The organism is Flavobacterium bomense (genome assembly GCF_003970355.1).
The window spans coordinates 44,100-68,381 of the sequence record NZ_RYDJ01000019.1; the positions used below are offsets into that span (position 1 = coordinate 44,100).

22 protein-coding genes are annotated in these 24,282 nt (G+C 35.0%); 10 read left to right on the forward strand and 12 right to left on the reverse strand.

The genetic code is table 11. From position 1 onward, the window contains the following. The first annotated feature begins 1 nt into the window (after nucleotide 1). From EKL98_RS13835 to obgE, 3 genes are all read left to right on the forward strand, one after another. Nucleotides 2–574, forward strand: coding sequence for an adenylate kinase (locus EKL98_RS13835; RefSeq protein ID WP_126554580.1), 573 nt, complete (start codon nucleotides 2–4; stop codon nucleotides 572–574). Nucleotides 575–736: 162 nt separating this feature from the next. Further along, on the forward strand, nucleotides 737–2,011 hold the full coding sequence (locus EKL98_RS13840) for a hemolysin family protein (protein ID WP_126562907.1): 1,275 nt from the start codon (nucleotides 737–739) through the stop codon (nucleotides 2,009–2,011). A gap of 82 nt (nucleotides 2,012–2,093) precedes the next feature. Beyond that, nucleotides 2,094–3,095 (forward strand): GTPase ObgE, encoded by a 1,002-nt coding sequence (gene obgE / locus EKL98_RS13845; RefSeq protein ID WP_126451789.1) that lies wholly within the window; start codon nucleotides 2,094–2,096, stop codon nucleotides 3,093–3,095. Nucleotides 3,096–3,160: 65 nt separating this feature from the next. On the opposite strand, the gene EKL98_RS13850 is transcribed toward obgE, so the two are convergent. Together EKL98_RS13850 and EKL98_RS13855 are read right to left on the reverse strand one after the other, a co-directional pair. Beyond that, nucleotides 3,161–4,153, reverse strand: a complete 993-nt coding sequence (locus tag EKL98_RS13850) for a glycosyltransferase family protein (RefSeq protein WP_126562908.1) — start codon at nucleotides 4,151–4,153, stop codon at nucleotides 3,161–3,163. 80 nt (nucleotides 4,154–4,233) lie between these two features. Continuing rightward, nucleotides 4,234–5,049 carry a UDP-2,3-diacylglucosamine diphosphatase gene (locus EKL98_RS13855; RefSeq protein WP_126458781.1) on the reverse strand — a complete coding sequence of 272 codons (816 nt, stop codon included), beginning with the start codon at nucleotides 5,047–5,049 and terminating at the stop codon, nucleotides 4,234–4,236. A gap of 143 nt (nucleotides 5,050–5,192) precedes the next feature. On the opposite strand from EKL98_RS13855, the gene EKL98_RS13860 reads away from it, so the two are divergent. Genes EKL98_RS13860 through EKL98_RS13885 form a run of 6 tightly spaced genes read left to right on the forward strand, consistent with a single transcriptional unit; the run spans nucleotide 5,193 to nucleotide 9,912 of the window. Continuing rightward, on the forward strand, nucleotides 5,193–5,900 hold the full coding sequence (locus EKL98_RS13860; RefSeq protein ID WP_126458787.1) for a tetratricopeptide repeat protein: 708 nt from the start codon (nucleotides 5,193–5,195) through the stop codon (nucleotides 5,898–5,900). Nucleotides 5,901–5,937: 37 nt separating this feature from the next. Continuing rightward, entirely contained in the window at nucleotides 5,938–7,293 is a 1,356-nt protein-coding gene (locus EKL98_RS13865; RefSeq protein WP_126562909.1) for a UDP-N-acetylmuramate--L-alanine ligase, read from the forward strand. 8 nt (nucleotides 7,294–7,301) lie between these two features. After that, a complete protein-coding gene (locus EKL98_RS13870) occupies nucleotides 7,302–7,760 on the forward strand; it encodes a GNAT family N-acetyltransferase (RefSeq protein WP_126458793.1) in 459 nt (152 codons plus the stop codon). 11 nt (nucleotides 7,761–7,771) lie between these two features. After that, nucleotides 7,772–8,467, forward strand: a complete 696-nt coding sequence (gene radC / locus EKL98_RS13875; RefSeq protein ID WP_126451795.1) for a RadC family protein — start codon at nucleotides 7,772–7,774, stop codon at nucleotides 8,465–8,467. Nucleotides 8,468–8,476: 9 nt separating this feature from the next. Next, a complete protein-coding gene (locus tag EKL98_RS13880) occupies nucleotides 8,477–9,166 on the forward strand; it encodes a YjjG family noncanonical pyrimidine nucleotidase (protein ID WP_126451796.1) in 690 nt (229 codons plus the stop codon). A gap of 2 nt (nucleotides 9,167–9,168) precedes the next feature. Continuing rightward, complete coding sequence (locus tag EKL98_RS13885) at nucleotides 9,169–9,912, forward strand: hypothetical protein (protein ID WP_126562910.1); 744 nt, start codon at nucleotides 9,169–9,171, stop codon at nucleotides 9,910–9,912. A gap of 62 nt (nucleotides 9,913–9,974) precedes the next feature. Here the strand turns inward: EKL98_RS13885 and EKL98_RS13890 are convergent, their stop codons facing one another. After that, nucleotides 9,975–11,252: a replication-associated recombination protein A gene (locus tag EKL98_RS13890; RefSeq protein WP_126451798.1), complete on the reverse strand. Its 1,278-nt coding sequence runs from the start codon at nucleotides 11,250–11,252 to the stop codon at nucleotides 9,975–9,977. Nucleotides 11,253–11,488: 236 nt separating this feature from the next. Here EKL98_RS13890 and EKL98_RS13895 point away from each other — a divergent pair, with 236 nt between their 5' ends. Next, the gene (locus tag EKL98_RS13895) at nucleotides 11,489–12,265 is read left to right on the forward strand and encodes a rhomboid family intramembrane serine protease (RefSeq protein WP_126562911.1); all 777 of its coding nucleotides are present in this window, start codon (nucleotides 11,489–11,491) and stop codon (nucleotides 12,263–12,265) included. 54 nt (nucleotides 12,266–12,319) lie between these two features. On the opposite strand, the gene rlmB is transcribed toward EKL98_RS13895, so the two are convergent. The 9 genes from rlmB to EKL98_RS13940 form a co-directional block, all read right to left on the reverse strand. After that, nucleotides 12,320–13,054: a 23S rRNA (guanosine(2251)-2'-O)-methyltransferase RlmB gene (gene rlmB, locus EKL98_RS13900; protein WP_126458809.1), complete on the reverse strand. Its 735-nt coding sequence runs from the start codon at nucleotides 13,052–13,054 to the stop codon at nucleotides 12,320–12,322. Nucleotides 13,055–13,124: 70 nt separating this feature from the next. Next, entirely contained in the window at nucleotides 13,125–13,991 is an 867-nt protein-coding gene (locus EKL98_RS13905) for a hypothetical protein (RefSeq protein WP_126458813.1), read from the reverse strand. 60 nt (nucleotides 13,992–14,051) lie between these two features. Next, the gene (locus EKL98_RS13910; RefSeq protein WP_233589443.1) at nucleotides 14,052–15,668 is read right to left on the reverse strand and encodes a SusD/RagB family nutrient-binding outer membrane lipoprotein; all 1,617 of its coding nucleotides are present in this window, start codon (nucleotides 15,666–15,668) and stop codon (nucleotides 14,052–14,054) included. Between the two features lie 53 nt (nucleotides 15,669–15,721). After that, nucleotides 15,722–18,928, reverse strand: coding sequence for a SusC/RagA family TonB-linked outer membrane protein (locus tag EKL98_RS13915; protein ID WP_126562912.1), 3,207 nt, complete (start codon nucleotides 18,926–18,928; stop codon nucleotides 15,722–15,724). A gap of 533 nt (nucleotides 18,929–19,461) precedes the next feature. Continuing rightward, on the reverse strand, nucleotides 19,462–21,090 hold the full coding sequence (gene pruA, locus EKL98_RS13920) for an L-glutamate gamma-semialdehyde dehydrogenase (RefSeq protein WP_126458822.1): 1,629 nt from the start codon (nucleotides 21,088–21,090) through the stop codon (nucleotides 19,462–19,464). A gap of 164 nt (nucleotides 21,091–21,254) precedes the next feature. Next, nucleotides 21,255–21,641, reverse strand: coding sequence for a Co2+/Mg2+ efflux protein ApaG (apaG, locus tag EKL98_RS13925; protein WP_126451805.1), 387 nt, complete (start codon nucleotides 21,639–21,641; stop codon nucleotides 21,255–21,257). 81 nt (nucleotides 21,642–21,722) lie between these two features. Beyond that, nucleotides 21,723–22,955, reverse strand: coding sequence for a type IX secretion system plug protein (locus tag EKL98_RS13930; protein ID WP_126562915.1), 1,233 nt, complete (start codon nucleotides 22,953–22,955; stop codon nucleotides 21,723–21,725). Nucleotides 22,956–23,240: 285 nt separating this feature from the next. Beyond that, nucleotides 23,241–24,005: a class I SAM-dependent methyltransferase gene (locus EKL98_RS13935; protein WP_126562913.1), complete on the reverse strand. Its 765-nt coding sequence runs from the start codon at nucleotides 24,003–24,005 to the stop codon at nucleotides 23,241–23,243. A 52-nt stretch (nucleotides 24,006–24,057) separates the two neighbouring features. Further along, entirely contained in the window at nucleotides 24,058–24,234 is a 177-nt protein-coding gene (locus EKL98_RS13940; protein ID WP_126562914.1) for a GxxExxY protein, read from the reverse strand. Between the last annotated feature and the right edge of the window lie 48 nt (nucleotides 24,235–24,282).

A 24,282-nucleotide genomic window follows, 5' to 3' on the forward strand; every position in this document is an offset into this window, starting at 1 on the left:
TATGACTAACATTGTTTTATTTGGAAAACCAGGAGCAGGAAAAGGAACTCAAGCAGAATTTTTGAAAGACAAGTACAAATTAACGCATATTTCCACGGGCGACGTATTTCGTTTTAATTTAAAAAACGACACAGAATTAGGCAAACAAGCAAGAGTTTATATGGATGCAGGGGATTTAGTACCGGATGAATTGACGACAAAAATGTTGATTGATGAGGTAAATAAACATCCAGACACAAACGGAATTTTATTTGACGGATATCCAAGAACACTATCACAAGCCAAAGATTTAGATGCATTTCTTGTTTCAATTAGTTCGACTGTTGCCGCAACAATTGCACTCGAAGCTGATGACGAAATCCTGGTACAACGATTGTTAGAAAGAGGAAAAACAAGTGGCAGAATTGACGATCAAGACGAAGAAAAGATCAGAAATCGCTACCAGGAATACAACGAAAAAACAGTGCCATTAATGGATTATTATCAGGGACAAGGGAAATTTCACGCAGTAAACGGAATTGGTACCATTGCAGAAATTACCCAAAGAGTAAGTACCGTTATTGATCATTTATAGGAGCAGTTCCAGCTGTACTTTGCAAGCCTCAAGAAAAATAGTTTTTTTACCTTTGGGCTTTTCACTGTTATCTGGGCTATAAAATTGAGGTTACAAACAACCGATTTCAAAACAAAAAATGGAGGAATCACATTTTAATACACAAACGAATCAACTAAGAAATTGGAAATACTAATAATATTTTTTCTAATACTGCTTAATGGAATTTTTTCCATGTCAGAAATCGCATTGATTTCGGCACGTAAAAATAGATTAGAAACTTCTGCAAAAAAAGGGAATAAAAATGCTCAAATTGCATTGGAATTAGCCAATTCTCCAAACAAATTTTTATCAACCGTACAAATAGGAATTACCTTGATAGGGATTCTAACCGGTATTTATAGTGGGGATAAAATCACATTTGACGTCGAAACTTACATCAATAATTTTGAGATACTCAAACCGTATGCCCATTCTGTTTCTGTTGGGATTGTTGTAGTGGCTTTAACTTTTTTTTCTATGGTTTTAGGGGAATTACTGCCAAAAAGAATTGGTTTAAATCATCCGGAAAGCATTGCAAAAACAGTGGCATTACCCATGAAAATTATTTCGGTAATTATGGCTCCATTCATTTGGATGTTGACGCATTCAACGGAATTTTTGTTGAGTATTTTACAAATAAAACCAACAGCTGACGGCAAAGTTACAGAAGAAGAAATTAGAGCGATTATCAAAGAAGGAACTGAAGGAGGCGAAGTTCAGGAAATAGAGCAAGATATTGTGGAACGCGTTTTTCATATTGGTGATCGGAAAATAAATTCTTTGATGACACATAGAAAATCAGTGGTTTTTCTACCTTTTCATGCAGATAAAGAACAGGTTAGAGAGTTTATGCTTAAAGAGTTGCATTCTATTTATCCTGTTTACGGTGAGAATTATGATGATATTGTAGGGGTTGTTAACCTAAAAAATATTTTTGCCCATTTTGAGAACGAAAATTTCAATTTGGCTGATATTATGACCGAAGCTCCCTTTATGATGGAGCAAACCACGGCGTATGTAGCGTTAGAGAATTTTAAAAAAACCGGAATACATTACGCATTTGTATCTGATGAATATGGTGTTTTTCAGGGTGTTATTACACTGAATGATATTCTGGAAGCGCTGGTTGGTGATGCTTCGGATTTTTATAAAGATGATTTTCAGTTAATTGAAAGAGAAGATGGAACATGGCTCGTTGACGGACATTATTCGTTGCACGATTTCTTGACGTACTTTGAGTTAGATGAGCTAATCAATGATTATGAAGTTACTACGGTGAGTGGATTAATAATGACGGAACTATCTCACATACCCAAACAAGGAGAGAAATTAATTTGGCAAAAATTTGAGTTAGAAGTTATCGATATGGATGGCGTCAAGATTGATAAAGTGATGGTGAAAGCCTTAAAGGGTTAAAATTTGGTTTAAAGTTTAATGTGTAAAGTTAGTGTGCCGCTAATCTTTAATCTTTAAACGATAAACTTTTAAACAAAAAAAAATGACTGAAGGGAATTTTGTAGATTATGTTAAAATATATGTTTCATCCGGAAAAGGAGGAAAAGGATCTACGCACTTGCACAGAGAAAAATTTATTGAAAAAGGAGGCCCTGACGGTGGTGATGGTGGTCGTGGTGGCCATGTATATTTGGTAGGAAATAAAGCACTTTGGACATTGTTTCACCTAAAATTTGCCAGACATATCAAAGCCGGTAATGGTGGAGATGGAAGTGGAGACAGGAGTACCGGTGCAGATGGTGACGATAAATTTATCGAAGTGCCGCTGGGTACTGTTGTAAAGGATAAAGAAACGGGAGAAATATTATTTGAAATTACTGATGAGGGTGAAAAACAAATTCTTTCTCGCGGTGGGAAAGGTGGTTTAGGTAACTGGCATTTTAGAAGCTCAACAAATCAAACCCCCAGATATTCTCAACCGGGATTGCCTGGAGCAGAGATGGATGTTATTTTAGAATTAAAAGTGCTGGCTGATGTAGGTTTGGTAGGTTTTCCTAATGCAGGAAAATCAACATTATTGTCAGTTTTGACTTCTGCAAAACCAAAAATTGCCGATTATCCGTTTACTACCTTGAAACCAAATCTTGGTATTGTAGCCTACAGAGATTTTCAATCTTTTGTAATTGCAGACATTCCCGGAATTATTGAAGGAGCAGCCGAAGGAAAAGGTCTTGGACATTATTTCTTGCGCCATATTGAACGGAATTCAACTTTATTGTTCTTAGTTCCAGTGGATACTCCGGATATCAAAGCGGAATATGATATTTTGGTAAATGAATTGACAAAATACAATCCCGAAATGCTTGACAAAGAGCGTTTGCTGGTGATTTCTAAATGCGATATGCTTGATGATGAGTTAAAAGCAGAGCTAAAAGTAGAATTAGACGTTGCTTTCAAGGATGTTCCGTATATGTTTATTTCTTCTGTGGCTCAACAAGGTTTGACAGAATTAAAAGACAAGTTGTGGAAAATGTTGAACGACTAATTTTCATAAATTTCACAAAAAAGGTGTTCTTTTAGAACACCTTTTTTGTTGCCATAATTTAAGAATTAGTTACTGTTGTAGGTGTCAAATAAGAACTGTAATGTGTCAGGGACTGTATTAGCTAGTATATTAGGCGTAAGAGTATCCTTATTAAGCCAGTTTTCTATGATTAAATCAAAATTATCACCTACTTCATAAACTACTGGAACCCCCATTTTTTTTAGTGCTGCAGCATTACACTCCTGCTCATAATGATTTCGTATAGGAATGCTGAGTATTTTTTTTCTAAGATACAATGCTTCTGCGGGTGTTTCAAATCCACCACCGGTTATGACACCATGACAGTTGATTAAGCTTTGATTGAACTGTTTTTGATTTACAGGATAATACGTGATGTTGCCAATGGTATGTTTGAGTTTTACATCATTCAAAAACCAGTGAAAATTAATTTCGGAGCGTTTATTAAACGCTTTTTCTAAACAATCTTTTTGGAAAGACGGTAAATAAACCGTTATGTGTTTTAAGTCTTTTGGTTCGGCTTGTATGATTTCATCTTTAATAATTGGAGGGAGAATGAAAGAATCGTATTTCTCAAAATGCAGTCCAATATACTGTGGAGAAGGAGCATAATGTTTTAGAATTATTTCTCCCATAAGGCTTTTTTTTTCTGGTCTTGGTGTCAATTTTGACGCAAAACTAGCTTGATGTCCAAATTGTACCGAATGTACTTTCTGTAATTTACAAGCAAGAGAAGTAATTGAATCAAAATCATTTATTACAACATCATAATTTTTTAAAGGTAGAGAGCTTGCATCTTTGAACATCTGTATTGGCCTAATGTTTTTTGCAATATTCCAGTAGTTCAAGCCACCACATTTACTGTAGTGCAAGCTGCAACCGTCGCTTTTGTATTTTACTGGTAAATCAATTTTTAGGCTAGCATTATTTCCACTCATGAAGAAGTCTACAGTGCCAAATTTTTGTAAATAAGGATAAAGTTGCATGGCTCTACTGATATGACCGTTGCCAGTGGCTTGAATAGCATAAAATATTTTCATGTTTGTTATTTAGATTGGATTATAACTGATTTCTTTTAAATATGGATTTATTAGGATAAGATGATTTTTCCTCAGGGTTATTAAGATAAAATTTTGGTTACAATGTCATTTATAATTGCATCTTCTTTGTTCTCATGGTCTATATAGTCCGTTTTTTTATACTGGTAAATACTCCATTTTTCTTTTTTGTATTCCAATGCGGTAAGGTTTTCGACCCAATCACCGCTGTTTAAATACATAACCTTTCCATGTTCATTTTGTACTTCCCTCATTTGGGGTTTGTGAATGTGTCCGCAAACTACATAACTGTATTTTTTTTGAATAGCAATTTCGGCGGCTGTAGTTTCAAAATTTGACACAAAAGAGACGGCTTTTTTTACACTGTCCTTAATCATTTTAGAATAGCTTCTTTTTTCTTTTCCCAAAAGCACTAAAACCCAATTGATAAAACTATTTATCAAAATCAATAAATCATAGCCTTTTCCGCCAAGTTTAGCTAAAATTTTAGCATAACCTTTCGTAGAAGAATCGAAAACATCCCCGTGAAAAATCCAGGTTTTTTTTCCATCTAAGTCCAGGATCAATTTATCTGCCAATTCAAAATTCCCTAAAATAAAATCGGAATATTTCCTTAAAGCTTCATCATGATTTCCCGTAATATAAATAACTCGAGTTCCTTGATTCGACATTTTTATGATTTGTCGCAATACATTCATGTGTGAGGCAGGAAAATATCTTTTGCTAAAACTCCACATATCAATAATGTCTCCATTTAAAACCAACATTTTTGGCTGAATCGATTTTAAATATTGTAGTAATTCATTGGCCTGACAACCATATGTTCCTAAGTGTACATCGCTCAATACGACTAAAGGAATTTTTCTCTTTCTTTTCATAATTTGTTTTGACGAAATTAATTACTCTGTGTTATGATAATGTTTCGTATATATTATTATTACACGCTACACATATTGATTTGTTAACTTTTTTAAGATTAAAAAAGCTGTTTAATACTTTAAATTTTCCTTATTTTTGAAGCATGAAACATAGTATACTAGTTTTTTTATTGTTTCCTATTATGATTTGGTCACAATCCAATTTTGAAAAAGCGCAAAAACTCTTCAAAGAGGAAAAGTATGAGCAGGCACAAACAATATTTGAATCAATACTAAAAACGAATCCTTCAGATTTGAAGACGATAGAGTATTTGGGCGATATTGCCGGTTATTATAATTCATGGGAAAAAGCAATTACCTATTATAAAAAGCTAAAAACAGTAAAACCATCAGAAGCCAATTATTATTATAAATATGGTGGTGCGATGGGAATGAGAGCTAAAGAGAGCAGTAAATTTAAGGCGCTTGGGATGATTGCTGAAGTTAAAGCCTCCTTTGAAAAAGCCATCAATCTGAATCCAAAACATATAGAGGCGCGTTGGGCTTTGATTGAAATATACATTCAGTTACCGGGAATTGTTGGCGGGAGTGAAACTAAGGCTATGAAATATTCCGATGAATTATTGCGGTTGTCGCCTGTTGATGGATATTTGTCAAGAGGTCATATTGAGGAATATTTCGAACGATATAAAGGTGCGGAACAGCAGTATAAAAAAGCAATTCTGGCTGGTGGTTCAAAAATAAGTTACCAAAAGCTGGTTAGCTTATATAATGATAAAATGAATGAAACTGAAAAGGCAAAATCTCTTTTAGAATCCTATAATAACAAAAAGGTTCAAAGTAGTTTTTAATTCACTTGAACTGTAAAACTCTAAATTAAAACAATTAATGCGTACACATTTTATAGCTGTCGGAGGTAGCGCCATGCACAATCTGGCTTTAGCATTACACAACAAAGGATATCAAGTTACGGGAAGTGACGACGCCATTTTTGAACCGTCAAAATCTAGATTAGACAAAAAAGGGATTTTACCGCCAGCATTAGGCTGGTTTCCTGAAAAAATAACATCAGCTATTGAAGCTGTAATTCTTGGTATGCATGCCAAAGCAGATAATCCTGAATTATTGAAAGCCCAGGAATTAGGACTCAAAATATATTCGTATCCGGAGTTTTTATACGAACAATCTAAAAATAAAACACGTGTGGTTATTGGTGGTTCTCATGGAAAAACAACTATAACTTCGATGATTTTGCATGTAATGCACTACCATGACATTGCTGTAGATTACATGGTTGGCGCTCAACTGGAAGGATTTGATACAATGGTGCATCTTACGGAAGAGAATGACTTTATCGTTTTAGAAGGAGATGAATATTTGTCCTCGCCGATAGACAGAAGACCAAAGTTCCATTTATACCAACCGAATATTGCTCTAATTTCAGGGATTGCTTGGGACCATATCAATGTTTTTCCCACGTATGAAAATTACGTGGAGCAGTTCGAAATTTTTATTGGCAAAATTACCAATGGCGGGATTCTCGTGTATAATGAAGATGATACTGAAGTAAAACGTGTTGCAGAAGCGGCTACAAATCCAATCCGAAAATTAGCCTATCATACCCCAAAATATACTGTTAATGAGGGTGTGACACTGCTGGAAACTCCGGAAGGCGACATGCCAATTGAAGTTTTTGGAGCACATAATCTTAATAATTTGGCTGGTGCCAAATGGATTTGCCAGAATATGGGTGTTGATGAAGCTGATTTTTATGAAGCCATTGCCAGTTTCAAAGGTGCATCAAAACGATTAGAAAAAATTGCGGAGAGTAAAACAAAAGTGGCCTATAAAGATTTTGCACATTCCCCAAGTAAAGTGGCGGCAACTACCAAAGCGGTAAAAGAACAATATCCAAATCGTACTTTAGTGGGTTGTTTAGAACTTCACACTTATAGTAGCTTGAATGCAGAATTCTTAAAAGAATACGAAGGCGCACTTGAATATGCTGATACAGCAGTAGTTTTCTATTCGCCCGATGCCGTAAAAATCAAACAATTGGAGGAAGTAACACACGAGCAAATTGCTACTGCTTTTAACAAAAAAGATTTAATTATTTATACCAATCCAAAAGATTTTGCGGATTATTTGTTTAATTTAAACCTTGAAAATTCGGCTTTGTTGTTGATGAGTTCCGGTAATTACGGCGGATTGAATTTTGATGAAGTAAAGGAATTGGTAAAGTAAATAATGCTATGAAAGATTCTATAAGAATTGCTAAGACTACAAGCGAAAATCCTGATTTTATGGCTCTTATTAGCGCTTTAGATAAAAGTTTATGGGAGCGTTATCCCGAATTAAAAACCGACTATTGGGGTAATAATATTTTGGAATTAAACCCAAATGTTATTGTTGTATATCTAAAAAACGAAGCTGTTGCTTGCGGTTGTTTTAAAAAATATGATAAAAATACAATTGAAATAAAACGTATGTTTGTTTCTCCTGAGGTGCGAGGAATGGGATTGGCTCAAACTATTTTACGAGAATTGGAACTTTGGGCGCAGGATTCTGGATCATCATTTTCTGTTTTGGAAACATTATACAAGCAAAAGGAAGCCATTGCTTTGTATCAAAAAGCGGGATATGTTATTGTTGATAATTATGAGCCTTATGTGGGTTTAGAAAATAGTATTTGCATGCGCAAACAAATTTAAACAACAAGCGAATGGCTGAAAATTCCTTTTTTCCTATTACCAATTGGTCCGAAGACGATAAACCACGTGAAAAACTAATGCTGAAAGGTAAAAGTGTTTTGAGTGATGCGGAACTGATAGCTATTTTGATAGGTTCCGGCAGCAGGAATGAGTCAGCGGTGGATTTGAGTAAACGGATTTTGGCAAGCGTAGATACTAATTTGAATGCCTTAGGAAAATTATCACTGTCTCAGCTCATGCAATTTAAAGGAATAGGAGAGGCAAAGGCCATTTCTATTATTGCTGCTTTAGAATTAGGAAGACGCAGAAGAGGCGAAGAGGTTGTGGAATTAACGAAAATTACTTCCAGCAAAATCATTTTCGAAATCATGCAGCCTATTATTGGGGAATTACCACACGAAGAATTTTGGATTATTTATATGAATAACTCCAATAAGGTACTGTCGAAATCCCAATTGAGTAAAGGCGGAATCACCGGAACATTGGTCGATGTGCGAATCGTTTTCAAAACGGCACTCGAAATCGGAGCTACAGCATTGATCTTGTGTCACAATCATCCTTCCGGAACATTGATTCCTAGTGATGCCGACAAACAAATTACAAGAAAATTGAAATTGGCAGGTGATAGTTTAGAAATAAAAGTATTAGATCATCTTATTATAACTGAAACCAGTTATTTCAGCTTTGCAGATGAAGGGATATTTTAAAATTACAAAATGAAACAAACACATATAAAGGACGTTTTTTTTGATTTAGATCATACCCTTTGGGATTTTGATAAAAATTCAGAGCTCACTTTTGAGACTATTTTTAACAGAAATCATCCAACGATAGCAACCAAGGAGTTTATTGAAAAATATGTTCCAATTAACCAAGCGTGTTGGGCACTTTATCAATACGATAAGATTACCCATCAGGAATTGCGGTACAATCGATTGAAACACTCGTTTGATGCGTTGAGTTATACTATTTCAGATGAAGAAATAGAGACTATAGCGGAGGATTATATTCGGTTTTTGCCGGACAACAATCATCTTTTTGATGGGACAGTGGAACTTTTGGAGTATTTAAAACCTAAATACAATTTGCATATTATAACCAATGGTTTTGCGGAAGTGCAATTTAAAAAATTGAACAATTCAAAAATTGGAAGCTATTTTCAGACCATAACTAATTCAGAAATGGCTGGGGTAAAAAAACCAAATCCCATTATCTTTGATTACGCTTTAGATTTGGCCAAAGCCAAAAAAGAAAAAAGTATCATGATTGGTGATAGTTTAGAAGCGGATGTTCAAGGAGCACTGGATGCGGGACTGCAAGCTATTTTCTTTAATGAAAGTAAAGTTCAGGTAGAACAGCACATCATACAAATTAACCATTTATTAGAACTTAAAAAATATTTATAAAGATGAAAAAATCATTAGTATTCCTGCTGATATTAGTTGTTAGTTATTCCTATTCTCAATCGGTAAACGATTATAAAGCTGTGATTATTCCCGTTAAGTACGATTTCCTCAAAACAGAGAATCAGTATCGACTGACAACAATGTCTAAATTCAATCTAAACAAAGCCGGTTTTGAAGCTTTTTACAGCAAAGAAGCCATTCCAAGTGACTACAGTGACCGTTGCAGTTTGTTGTATATGGATGTTGTTAAAGAAAATGCTTTTTTGATGACTAAGTTATTTGTGACACTTAAGGATTGTTACGGGAAAATAATTTTCCAATCTGCAGTGGGGAAAAGCAAGGAGAAACAATATGAAACTGCGTATGGCGAAGCGCTTAACAAAGCTTTTGAATCCGTTAATGAGTTGCAATATAAATATAACGGTACTATAAATACAACTATGGAGCCAGAAGTTACCAAGCCCTTGGCCGCTCCGGTGGTGTTGGCTCAAAAAGTAGTCAGCGACTCAGTATCTGATGAAAAAGAAATGGATTTGCTTTATGCTCAGCCTACGGCAACCGGTTTCCAGTTGATTGATAGTTCTCCAAAAGTTGTTATGAAAGTTTTTAAAACCTCTAGTGCCGAATCTTTTATCGCTTTCAAAGGAGATATTAAAGGTGTTTTAATTGCTAAGAACAACCAATGGTTTTTTGAGTATTATGAAAACGACAAATTATATTCTGAAAAAATAACGGTAAAGTTTTAGTGCAATTATAAATTAATTATTTTTCTAAAAGGGATGTACTGCGGTGTATCCCTTTTTGTGTTTTAATAGCCATATTTATTTTTCCAGCGGTTTTTTAAGAATTCTCTTGTGATGTTTTCTCGGGAGTTATTTCCGGGAATATAAATGGGATTGTTGGACAGTTCATTAGGAAGGAATTCTTGTTCTGCAAAATTATTTGTGTAATCGTGTGCATATTTATATTCTTCGCCATACCCTAATTCTTTCATTAATTTAGTGGGCGCGTTGCGCAAGTGAATTGGTACCGGTAAATCGCCAGTTTGTTTTACAAGTTGTTGCGCAGTTCCAATGGCCAGATACGAAGCGTTACTTTTAGGGGAAGTGGCTAAATAAACGGCACATTGGCTTAATATAATCCTGCTTTCCGGATATCCAATTGTGGCAACCGCCTGAAAGGTATTATTGGCCATAATAAAAGCAGTTGGATTGGCATTTCCTATATCTTCACTACTCAGGATAAGCATTCGACGAGCAATAAATTTAACATCTTCACCGCCTTCAATCATGCGGGCAAGCCAATACACAGCACCATTTGGATCACTTCCCCGAATGGATTTTATAAAAGCTGAAACAATGTCATAATGTTGTTCGCCAGTTTTGTCATACAAAACGGTATTTTGTTGTACTAAAGCAAAAACACGTTCGTTAGTGATTATAACATCGTCTTCTTCGGATGCATGTACAACAAGTTCAAAAATATTCAACAGCTTACGTCCATCGCCACCGGAAAGGCGCAATAAGGCTTCTGTTTCTCTTAGTTTAATGTTTTTGGTCTGCAAATAAGCGTCTGTTTTTATGGCGCGTTCCAGAAGTGTTTCTAAGTCTTTTTTGCTAAAAGCGTTCAAAACATACACCTGACATCGGGACAGTAGTGCTGGAATAACTTCAAAACTAGGGTTTTCTGTTGTGGCACCAATTAGGGTGATCCACCCTTTTTCTACCGCAGCCAATAACGAATCTTGTTGGGATTTGCTAAAACGATGAATCTCATCAATGAATAATATAGGGTTTTTAGCCGTAAACAAACCCCCACTTTGCTTTGCTTTTTCAATCACCTCGCGAATGTCTTTCACACCGGAATTGATGGCACTCAAAATATAAAAGGGTCGTTTTGATTCCTGTGCAATAATTTGCGCTAAAGTAGTTTTACCAGTGCCCGGTGGTCCCCAAAAAATTAAGGAAGGGATAATTCCTTTTGTGATTTGTTGTGTCAAGGAACCATTTGGTCCGACCAAATGGGATTGACTAATGTACTCTTCTAATTTTTGTGGTCGTATGCGCTCTGCAAGTGGTGCTTCCATTGTGCAAAATTAATATTTTTTTTAATCTAAGCCCATTTATGATTGTCAAATTTATTTTTCGGAGCTATTTCCAGCTGTACACTATATCCACGCAAAAAAGCGTGGGATGCCGTTTCCATCTGGGCTAGGAATTCTTGTGTTTAATTTTACTCTTGGGTTGTACTATGACAAAATTGCATTAAATTGCTTTTGGAGAAGTTTTTGAATTAAGATAATAGTATAAACAAGTAGGATTCATGGACAAACATTTTAAATTCACGAATTTAGTTATTGGACTGCCTCTTTTTTTTGTGGTAGTATTGTGGTTTGTCTATTGGCTCGAAATTCGATTTGATTTTGACTTTGTCCAAAACGGTATTTACCCTCGAACATTTTCAGGTCTGCAAGGAATCTTGTTCAGTCCTTTTATTCATAGTGATATAGAGCATTTGTACAACAACTCGATACCTGTATTGGTATTATTGGTCGCTTTACAATTTTTCTATGCGAAACAATCGTTGGCGGTTGTTGGGTATGGAATTCTATTGTCTGGATTTATCACGTGGATTATTGGTCGGGAGAATTACCATATTGGAGCCAGTGGTTTGATTTATGTGTTGTTTAGTTTTATTTTTTTTAAGGGAATTCAAACAAAGTACAATCGATTAATAGCCTTGTCTCTTGCCGTGATTGTTGTTTATGGAGGTTTAGTTTGGTATGTTTTTCCAAGTCCTGAGATTCCAGGTAATAAGTCTATTTCTTGGGAAGGTCACCTGGGAGGGTTGCTCTCTGGATTCCTTCTTACGTTAGTATATAAAACTCCAGAGTATAAAAAAGTCCTTAAGTATGATTGGGAACATCCGGATTATGATCCCTTGGCGGATAAATTCATGCAGCGTTTTGATGCCAACGGTAATTTTGTAAATCTTCCGAGAGACGAGCCTGAGGAATTTGCTTCTTTTTATTGGTGTAGTCTCCCGATTTGTTACACTGTTGTAGCGCATAAAAAAAATGAATCAAAACGGGAGTCTTGATTCATTTTTAGTGAATTTGTTTTGGTTCCCTATTCTTTGGGAAGGGTTTGGAAATTAACTTCTCTGTCTTACCGCTTCGTATAAAAAAGCACCACAAGCTACGGATACATTTAAAGAACCAATAGTTCCAAACATGGGAAGTTTAGCTTTTTCGTCAACAATCTTCAATACAGATGGGTTTACACCACGATCCTCAGATCCCATAATTATGGCAACAGGCTCGTTCAAAGAGATATCATAGATGTTTTGATCTGTTTTTTCAGTTGCAGCAACTGTTTTGATACCGCTTGCTTGCAATAAGAAAATAGCATCTTTGATGTGTTCTACTTTGCAAATTGGAATATTGAATACAGCTCCTGCAGAGGTTTTTACCGTATCACCATTCACAGGAGCTGAGCCTGCTTTTTGGACAATAATACCGTTTACGCCGGTGCATTCAGCAGTTCTGATGATAGCGCCAAAATTACGCGCATCAGAGATTTGATCTAATATTAAGAACAATGGTTTTTTCCCGTTTTCAATTACAGATTCAATCAACGTTTCTAAATCAAAAAAGGAGATAGGGGATATGGTTGCCACTGCACCTTGATGGTTATTAGGCGTTAATCTATTTAGTTTTTCAACCGGAACATAAGAAAAGTTAATATTACCGCGCTTCATCACTTTCATTAAGTCTTTCATCAGTTCGCTGCTCGCTTCCTTCTGAATGTAGACTTTGTCTACTGTTGCGCCTGCTTGTATGGCTTCGATTATAGCTCTAATCCCAAATATTTGATGTTCTTTTTCCATGGTGCAAATATATAAAAAAAAACCACCATCGTAATGATGGTGGTTTTAGATATATGGAAATTTATTTAATCTAAATTTTAACTAAGGTAAAAGTTTGATTTTGTGACGATCCACTGAAGTTTAATCTTAAGTTAATGTCCCCAGTACAAGAACCTACAGATCCTGATCCAGTCACTGTTACCTTCATCCAGCCTGTGTAGTCGAACTGCTCATTAGCAGTAACAGTTGCCACTGCATTTGAAGGGTTGATTGTTACTATCATATAGGATGTCGAAGGATTGTTTAAGTATGGATTGTTTGTATTTCTAATTCTAAATGTATACAATCCATCAGTGGATACGTATTGAACAGGCACTATATCTCCAACTGCGTAGTCAGCCCAAGCATCAGCGGTTACTTTGTAGTTACCATTGAAAGCAGCTGCACTAGCTAATGGACAAAAGAATTGAACTGAATATACAAATCCTGATGAGAAGTAAACTCCACCTACAACTGTACTAGAAGAGTTAGTATTAGTAAATGTTCTACCATCCGTTAACACTAATTCTAATCTCATTGTAAATTTATCGGATGTAGTGTAACCTCCGGTTGTAAGCCCTAATTTAGCCAGAGTCTCAGCAAGTGTAGCACTTACTTCACCTGTAGGTAAATTATTAGATCCTTTTGGAAAGGCTGTTGCGGAATATGATTTCACTAATTTTTCGGCACTTGTTACTCCATTTTTAGTGTGTTTTACATACAATCTAACTTCTGATAGAAGATCTCCATTTTTACTATCTTGTTCTTCAATATTTACTGACCATTTAGAAGTTGTATCAAAGAAATTAAAAGTAGATTGGTTTACTTTTAAAGTTCTTAAAATTGCGCCTCTTGTAGTGTTGGCAAGTACATTGTCTGCAGTACTTTCATCACTACTACAAGATTGTAATAGTACCATGCCCATTGCAAGTAAGCAATACGTTAAGTTTTTTATATATTTTTTCATGTTTAATATTTATTAGTTACCAATTGGAAATCCAGTTGTAGCATTGTTATCCCAGAATACTCTTGCTGAAACGCTAGTTTTTTGCTTCATATTTGAATTAGAAGAAGATTCATTTGCTGGATATAAAAATGATCTTATAAATTGCCCAGGATTTGGTTCTAGATTTGGTTGAATTCTTTGAGGGAATCCAGTTCTTCTATAAAAGTTGTATGCATCTGTTCCGTTTCCGAAAACCGAGATGAACAATTCTTTCGCAAGAATTTCTCTTTGACCTGTTAAAGTAGCAGCATCAAATTTATTTCCAACTTCGTTCATATAAGTTACATCTCTTGTTGTAGCAGGTACAGTTGATACTATAGCACCAGCATCTCTAGATATAAAAGCTCTCACTTTAGTGAATGATTTTTGAACTCCAGATAAAATAAATGCTTTTGCACTTCCTATACCTCCGTATAACGCAGCTTCAGCTCTGTAGAAATCCATAGTAGAACTTAGTAATATTGGTGTAATTCCATCTCCTTTAGCTCCACTTAAGTTATTTACAGTTTTAAATGTGTTATCATCAAAACGACCTCCTGCAGGATAAACTCCATAAGCAGTTTTCTTGTCAGCATCTGGTGGAATACCAAAATTGTCTCCATGATCTCTGCCCCAGTATCCATTAGCTACAGTACAGTAAGTATAACCTCCGGCTACGTAGTGAGCTGGAGCTGGTTCAATAGAACATTTTAATGTAGTAGGGTCAATTGGTGATTGTCCGTTTAACTGTCTGTAGAAGTAGAATTTCATTCTAGGGTCAGCTATAGACTTGTCACTTAGCATTAAATCCATAAACCAGTTTGATTGGTATTCAGAAGTACCTGTAGTTAAATAGTTGTCTCTGTATAAAGGACTTCTTCCATCAGGGTTGTTAACATTTGAATTCCAGTCAAATTGGAAATCATCTGAAGCAGTTTGCATAAAGTTTCCTGTTGCTACAATAGTATTAAAACTAGCGATAGCTGAAGGGTCAACTAATCTTCTTTGAATGTAGATTTTCATCTTAATAGAATTAGCTAACTTAATCCACTTAGTCCAATCTTTATTGTAATAAAAATCATTGAAAGTTGTTGTTGTTGGACTAGTTTCTGAAAAATTTACAATTGCTTTATCTAGTAAAACTAAAGCAGCATTGTAAATTGATGCTCCAGTATCTGCCTTTGCATTTAGATTAGTAGCTCCTAATAAAGCTTCAGTATAGGGGACATCACCAAAAAAGTCAACTAAGTTAACAATAGTGTATGCTTCTAATACCTGTCCCATACCAATATGGCGTTTCAATCCTTTTTCTGCAGCTTTAACATTCATTAATTGGATGTTCTTTAAAACTGTTTGATAAGAAACTGCCCATTTTGAGTCTAATGTAGCAGGGCTATAAGCATTTTCATAACTTCTACCAAACATATTAGTCATCCTTGTTACTTCCATACTTGTTCTACCATAAGCTTGCATGTTAAGTGCAAAAGAACGTTGAACACCATTTAAATAGAAATCCACATCTGCCTTGTCAACAGATAATGCATTTGGATCCTCTTTCATATCCATGTCTATTGTCTCGCAAGAAGAGTATAATAATGCCCCTAAGAACAAAATTATTACACTTGCTATTTTTTTCGTATTGTTCATAATTGTTATTTTTAAATTTAGAAACTTGCTTTAATACTAAAACCATATCTTTTAGCCGTTGGGCCATTCAAGTGGTCAAATCCTTTACCATTACCTACTCCAAGACCAGCTACGTTAGGGTCGAAATTGATTCCTTTAGGAGTATTTATAGCATTGTAATACAAGTTGTTACCTGATACAGATATAGATAGAGCTCCAAATGGAGTTTTATCTAATAATTTACGTGGTATGTTATATCCAAAAGATATTTCAGAAAGTCTAATTACAGTTGCGTCATAAATTTTCATTTCGTCAGCACCAGCTATAATATTACTGAAATAATTATCTGAATTGTTGATTTGAATATCATTTACAGATCCATCAGCTTTTACACCAGGAAGAATATATGTATTTAATCTATCTACTGTATCAGTTGTAAGACCTCTACCTAACAAAGTTGCGATTGTTTGTGAAAACATATCTCCACCTGCTGTATAATTAATTAAAAATCCAAAATTAAAATTTTTGTATGAAAAACTATTAGAAACGTTTAATATATAATCAGGGTTTGGATTACCAATGTTAAAGATACCTTGTTCGATTTTATACAAACCAGTACTTTCTACAACTTTATTTCCATTAGCATCTCTTTGAATTCTACTACCTACAATTATCCCAAATTGTTGCCCAGGAATTGCAGCGTTACCTAAGTTAGAATATCCATCATAAACAATTTGTTCTGTGTCAGGGCCTAAAGAAGTAACGATAGATTTAGATTTAGTTACGTTAGCACTAACATCCCAGTTAAATCCATCGTTTGCGTGATTTATAACGCTTACACCTAAATCAACTTCAAAACCTTCTCCGTCAATTTGACCGATATTTGTTTTTGTTGATCCAAATCCAGAACTTGGAGGTAATGGTCTGTCGGTAATTAAATCTTTTGTTTTTCTTTTGAAATAAGAAAAATCTAAACTTACTCTATTACTCAGAAATTTGGAATCAAAACCAAGTTCAATCTCAGTCAATAGTTCGGGTCTCAAATTAGGATTTCCTAAGTTATTTGAAGCTGATACAATAGGAAATGTAGTTCCTGCATCGTTTATGTTTCCTCTTGGAGCTAATGTTACGTTGTTTGAAACTGGATATCCTGTTGCAAATCCAGCAGAGGTACCATAACCCATTCTTAATTTCAAATAATTTAAACCCTTATCTGATGCTATTTCAGAGAATATTTTTGTTGGAATAAGCGCTAAACTCGCACTTGGGTAATCCAAAGTATTAATATTTGTATTAGATACCCAGTCCTTTCTTTCAGAAAGTGTCAAATAAGCCCATTTATTATAATCAAGTTCAACTTGACCATAGATACCTGCAATATTTCGGCTTTCTGAGTACTGAATTGGCGTTTGTGTTTTGAAGTTGAAGTGTCTAAATACTCCAAATCCTAATTGCTCTACACTATTAACTCCCTGACGGTCATATTTAGTAGATCTGGAAGTTGCCCCTACACTGAAATTCAGTCCTAAATTATCAGTAAGCGAGTACTGCCCGGTTACTAATATGTTATGATCCCATATTGTATTAAGGTTATCAAATGTTCTGTAGTCTCCTAAAACCGGTCCAGAGGTAGATGCTCCTCCAGAACCTTTATTAGTTCCTGAAACGTTTCTTTCAGTATAATTATCAATACCTACTCTATACGTTATGTTCAAATTGTCGTTAATGTCGTATTTCAAAGCTGAATTACCAAAAACTCTATTTGTTAATTGTGATGTGAAAGCATTGTTTACTGTCCAATTTGGATTTACAATTCCACCATCATTTCTGTAATAAACACTTCCTCCTGTAATAGGATCTTGGAAAGGTAATCCCATCAGGTCTACGTTACGAGGTGTGTAAAACACATCTGAAAACACAGATAAACCTGTTCCTGAAGCTCCTGAGCCTGTACTTAAAGCAACTGGTGGGCTTTTAAAATTAGTATTTGAATAGTTTAAAGTTCCGCTAATTGTAAATTTATTACTTAAAGCAGACTTACCACCAATAGAGATTGAATTTCTACCTAATTTGTTACCAGGTGTAAATCCTTCATCTTCTAAATGACCAAAGTTAAAGTTGAAACTAGTTTTTCCGTCAGCTGAAGCTCCAGCAATATTAACAGAAGTACTAGCAACTATACCTGTTCTAAAAAAATCTTTAACGTTGTTTGGTTTTGCAGAATAAGGTACTCTTTTACCAATATATTCTGGAAAAGCAGAATTTAAGTTTGCTCTGTCGTATGGGTGTTTGATTGTGCCATCAGCAGCAATTCCAGAATTTGGATTTGTGTAACCACCAATACCATTTGGATAAAATCCAGGACCCCAGTTACTGTAGAAGTTACCAAAAGCTTGGTCAAATCCGTTACCAAATTTATTTTGGTAATCTGGTAAAGATGCTATTTCGTTAGCAAAAAGGGATTGACTTACAGAAATCTCTGTTTTTTTAGGTCCTTTTTTTAAACTTCCACTTTTTGTAGTAATTAAAATTACACCATTTCTACCTTCAGTTCCGTAAAGTGTTGCAGCTGCAAATCCTTTTAGGATACTTACGTTTTCAATGTTGTTCGGATCTAAATCCAAGAATCTACTTGAACCAGAGTTACCATTAATGAATGAACCATTAGCATTCGTGTCTGAGCTAAAAGGAACTCCATCAACGATGAATAATGGTTGAGATGATCCACTAACAGAGTAGTTACCTCTAATGTTGATGTTTGTTGCGGAACCAGAAATACCACTACCATTAATGATTTGCACTCCTGAAGCCTTTCCGCTTAAAACCCTAGCTATATCACCTTCTGACCTTTGTTCTAGATCTTTTGCTTTAACTTGGCTAACTGCGTAACCAATTGCTTGTTTCTCTCTTTTTATACCTTGAGATGTAATTACGACTTCTTCTAGAGCTTGTGAGTCTTCCATAAGTTTAACCTTCAAGTTCTCGAAATTTGCTACTCTTTCCTGAGTTTTCATTCCAATATAGCTAAAAATCAAGATTTGGCTTGATGTAGCTTTGATTGAAAATTTTCCGTCAAAATCAGTTTGTGTCCCTGATTTAGTCCCTTTTACTAATACACTGACTCCCGTGATAGGCATTCCTGCATTATCAGAAACGATCCCTGAAACAGATCGTTCTTGTGCAAAGGTCAATTGCGTCACAAGTACTAGTAGTAGTACTAAGAATCCATTAAACTTTAGTTTCATAGTTATGATTTTTGGTTATATTCTTCAAAAATCTAAATTTTAAGTTAAAAATCCTAATCTTATCTTAATTTTTTATTTTATATAATAGTAATTAACCTTAAAAAATGTTTTTTGTTTCTTTTTAAAGCCAAAAAATTGAACTAATTATAATTTTAGTATTGTTTTTTATTTTATTGGGCTAATTAATTCTTTCCAAAGACGAATCAATTAATTGAAATTATTTTCGATAAAGGCCAGTCTGTTTTCTTGAAAAGATAGAATTCGATTTGTCTGAAAAATAAAAGGGAAGTCAAAAATCGCTAAAGTTTCATTGCGCTTTTTAATAAAGTAACAAAAACAATCCAAAGGATGTAATTGGGGTGGTTTATAAATAGTTTTCAAAGGGGCAATCAGTTTGGAAAAGTATTTATTGGATAACAGCGTTTTTTTGGTGTTAACGTCTAGTCCTAAAAAAAATCCCAAGATTCAATTGTTTTGAATCTTGGGATTTTTTATGAAATACATTGTTTGGTGAGGTGAATTCCTCATTATAGCTATTCTCCTAAGAAAGGGTATCTGTAATCTACCGGAGTAACGAAAGTTTCTTTGATTGTTCTTGGAGAAGCCCAGCGCAATAAGTTCAATGGAGAACCTGCTTTGTCATTGGTTCCTGAAGCTCTTGCTCCGCCAAAAGGTTGTTGCCCTACAACGGCACCCGTTGGTTTGTCATTAATATAGAAGTTACCGGCAGCATTTTGTAATTTCACTGTCGCCACTTCAATGGCGTAACGGTCCTGACTGAAAACGGCTCCTGTTAATGCGTATTCAGACGTTGTATCTACCAATTCTAGTGTTTCTTCCCATTTTGCATCTTCATACACAAAAATAGTCATAACTGGTCCAAATAATTCAGTTGCCATGGTGGTATAATGAGGATTAGTCGTTACAATTACCGTTGGCTCAATAAAGTATCCAACTGATTTGTCATAGTTCCCACCAACGATAATCTCCGCATCAGTATCTTTTTTGGCTTGGTCTATAAAACTGACCAATTTATCAAAGGAGCCTTCATGAATAACGGCAGTAATAAAATTACTAAAATCTTCTGGAGATCCCATTTTCATTGATTTTACATCCGCAATAATTTGCTCTTTTACAGCGGGCCATAAGCTTTGTGGGACATAAGATCTAGAGGCTGCAGAGCATTTTTGCCCTTGGAATTCAAATGCGCCTCGAACAATTCCCGTAGAAACTTGTTTAGGGTTAGCGCTTGAATGCGCTATGATGAAATCTTTTCCGCCTGTTTCCCCCACGATTCTTGGGTACGTTTTGTAATGGTGAATGTTTGTTCCAATTTTTGCCCAGATATCTTTGAATACGTGAGTGGAACCTGTAAAGTGAATTCCAGCAAAATCCCGACTTGCCAGAATGGTATCGGTAATCATTAAAGGGTCTCCAAAAACTACATTGATAACTCCATCAGGAACACCAGCTTCTTTGAACACTTCGATTATAATTTGCGCAGAAAAAACTTGACTATCACTTGGTTTCCAGATTACAACGTTCCCCATCATTGCGGCGCTTGCTGGAAGATTTGCGGCAATTGCAGTAAAGTTAAAAGGCGTGATCGCATATACAAATCCTTCAAGAGGTCTGTACTCTAGACGGTTCCACATATCTGAGGTGGATGCCGGCTGGTCTCCATATATTTGAGTCATGAATTCTACGTTGAAACGCAAAAAGTCAATTAGCTCACATGACGCATCAATTTCGGCCTGATGAACATTTTTAGACTGAGCAATCATGGTTGCGGCATTAATTCTGGCTCTGTAAGGGCCAGCAATTAATTCAGCGGCTTTAAGGAAAATGGCTGCGCGCTGTTCCCAAGCCATGTTAGCCCAAGCTGTTCTTGACTCTAATGCATTTGCAATAGCTTTCTCGATATGTGATTTTTCGGCAAGATGATACGTTCCTACACTATGTTTGTGGTCATGAGGCGCTGACATTGTTTTGGTATTCCCTGTTCTAATTTCTTCGCTTCCTATATATAATGGTACGTCAATTTTAGAATTCCACATTTTAGTATAAGCGGCTTGTACGGCGGCTTTTTCAGGTGAATTTGGCGCATACCCTTTTACTGGTTCGTTTACTGCTTTTGGCGCATGAAAAAATCCTTTTAGCATGATATTGTAATTTGATAATCTGTTTGAAGAGATTAAGATTAGAAAATTAAAAAATAAATTACTCGATATTTTATCAAAAAATTACTGTACTGCAAAAGTACAAAGGATAATTTTAAAATTGATAAAATAGGAATAAGAAAAAGGAATATTTTAAGCGAAAAAAATTAATTTAAAGCAAAGGGAGCACACAATCGGAAGGTAGGTACAATGACTTTGAAGTTTTTTGTTGAGGTAAAATTAATCATGTTAAAATACCCTTTCATCGCACCATAAGGGGATGATAATAGACAACCGGAACTATAGGTGTGAAATTCGCCAGGTTTTAAAACAGGCTTTTTCCCAATTACCCCTTCGCCATCAACAATTTCGATATCATTTAAGGAATCATAAATTTCCCAATGACGCGAGATCAATTGAACGGAATCTTTACTGTGGTTTTCAATAGTAATTTCATAACTAAATGCAAAATGAAGCTTGTAGTTCTTAACGTACGTACCTTCAAAACTAGTCAATACTGAAATTTTTATACCTCTTGTTATTTGAGAAACCATATTAAATGGGTGTGTAGGAGTTTAGTACTAACAAATTTACAAAAAAAGGGTATCGTTTTGTTGAATTTTATGAAAGTTTTTTTAATTGATGGTGTTTATTGAATTTGCCATTCCTTTGCCCACAGCCCTGTCATAACGACCTATGTTTTCTCTGTAATAGACTACTATGGTATATTCATTTTCTGTTTGATAAAAATTGCCATCTATCGCATTTTCCGGATCAAGAACTCCTTTGTCATCCGCAACAAGGTATTGAAAGTTTGTGAACCCTTGTTTTATTAAAATAGCCTTTTCATAAAGCCCTTTTTTAGGATTATAGTCCATCTTATATTCAGGGATTAATGCGTAGTTATTGAACATACCGGCAACATAAATATTTTTATTCATTCTGAAAGTGGGGGCCGAAAGACTGAAATAGACCCAGGCATAATCCGCTTCGAATTCGCTGTCAGCAGCGCTTATATTCTTGACTACAAAAGCCCCATTAACATCTTGGGTAAAAGAATACGGAAAATTGGCTCTAGCAGCATTAGTGTATAAAAAAGAACCATAAATAGGGGTGTCAAAGTCTACCCGACCAATGTTGTTGTTTGCGGCTCTGATGTCTTTATTTTCGAAAAACAAAAACTCATTTCCCGCCCAAAACTGCGTTTCAGTATCGTATTTGTAGATCAAATCATTTCCTATCGTATACTGCGGAATTATATTTTTTATACCGCTATTTAGTTGTCCGTTTTGAAGTAATAACAGTTTGACATTCCGCAACGGAGTTTGGAAAACAATGGAATTGGATTTAATCGCAAAATCTAAATTGTGTTTCAATTCGATAGTGCTGATTGTTCGTGCTCGTTTGACTTGAATGGGAACCGTGACCAGATCTTCGTATAAAATAAATTTTCTCGAAAACAGGATGTCTTTATTTTCATCTAAAACCTTTATCATGTAATTTCCGCTGATTTTTAATTGGAGCGTAAATTGATTTGGAATGGCTAATTTGTAATGCGAATAGATTTGTAAAGTATTAAAAGAGTTGGTGTACTCCTGAATTCTTTGGTTGTCAAAACCCTCTAAATATTCGTTTTTAGGTATTGCCGTTGGATTCCAGCTGTAATCGCAATGAATTATTTCGTAATAATAATTGGCTTCATTGCCAAAAAGATCATCAAATTGCAATTGAAATCCTTCGCCTAGTTTTAAAATTGGAATTATAGTTTGGTCATTTTGAACAAATGAAATGGTTTTAATGTGGTATGGCGGAGCAACTTCTTTTTCTATTTGTGCCAAAGAAACGCAGGAATAAAATGCAGTAAGCATAAAAGCGGCTATTTTGAGCAAAGGGTTTTCCATTTTATAAAACGTAAGATTGTGTAAATATAGCAATTACCTTTTGTCTTTGCTTCATCTAGTTTTTACATTAATTATTTCGAAAGTAATAGCTGTCAAAATCGTTTTAATTCGTTCCGGTCTTAAAGACTAACTGATTATTTTTATTACAAATAAACGGCTTATGAAAAAAATAAACTGACGCACTAATAAACTAAAAACCTGCTAAAAAGTAACTTTAGCAGGTTTTTTTATGGTGTAAATTTATACTTTGAATTATTTGAAACAAACCGGGATAATTTCCCCTTTGGCCAAACAATATTTTTCTACTAATTCAGGTGCAATTTTATTAGTATACTCTTCTTCGATTACTTTGAAGCCGATACTTCGTAATTTATCAAAATAATCACGGCCATAAATACGGACATGATCGTATTGACCAAATATTTTAGCACGTTCTTTTTGATCCGTAATAGAATCATCTGCAAAAGTGGTGGCTCTGGATAAATCCTGTGGAATTTGTAAAATTGCCATTCCGCCCGGTTTCAAAACCCGATACAGTTCCTGCATTGCTTTGGTATCATCCGGAATGTGTTCTAAAACATGATTGCACAGAATAACATCGTATTGATTGTCCTCAAAAGGTAAATTACAAATGTCTGCTTTCACATCTGCTAACGGTGAAAACAAATCGGTTGTCGTGTAATCTAGATTTTTCTGGTTTCGAAACAGTTTATAAAAAGCTTGTTCCGGTGCAAAATGTAAAACTTTTTTTGGAGACGTAAAAAAATCAGTTTTTTCATTTAAGTACAACCATAATAAACGGTGTCTCTCTAATGAAAGGGTACTTGGTGAAAGCACATTGTTTCTTTGTGTTCCGTAACCGTAAGGTAAAAAAGTTTTAAAGCTTCTTCCGTCAATTGGATCAGTGAATGTAGTTCCTTTTAACGCAAGTGCAAGAACTGGGCGTGCCACATAACTTAAACGAATAAGTATGGGCCGCGGAATGGTATTGAGTATAAGTTTAAAGAGTTTTTTCATTGTTGTTTCACAAAGATTCGCAAAGTAAACTCAAAGATTCACTAAGTTTTTTTTAAGAATCTGAAGTTGTATTTATAAATCGTTTTATATTGTTTTTTAAAATTTTACTATTGTAATTTATTAGTAATCCCAACGGATAATTTCCAAGCTTTAAATAGGTAAGTATTTGTGCAAAATGTACGGAAGTATAATTTTCAACTGTTTGGATATGCAAATAAAAACTGCACATTAAGTTAAGCTACATTTTTGTAATTAATTTGATTGTTAAATTCTTCAA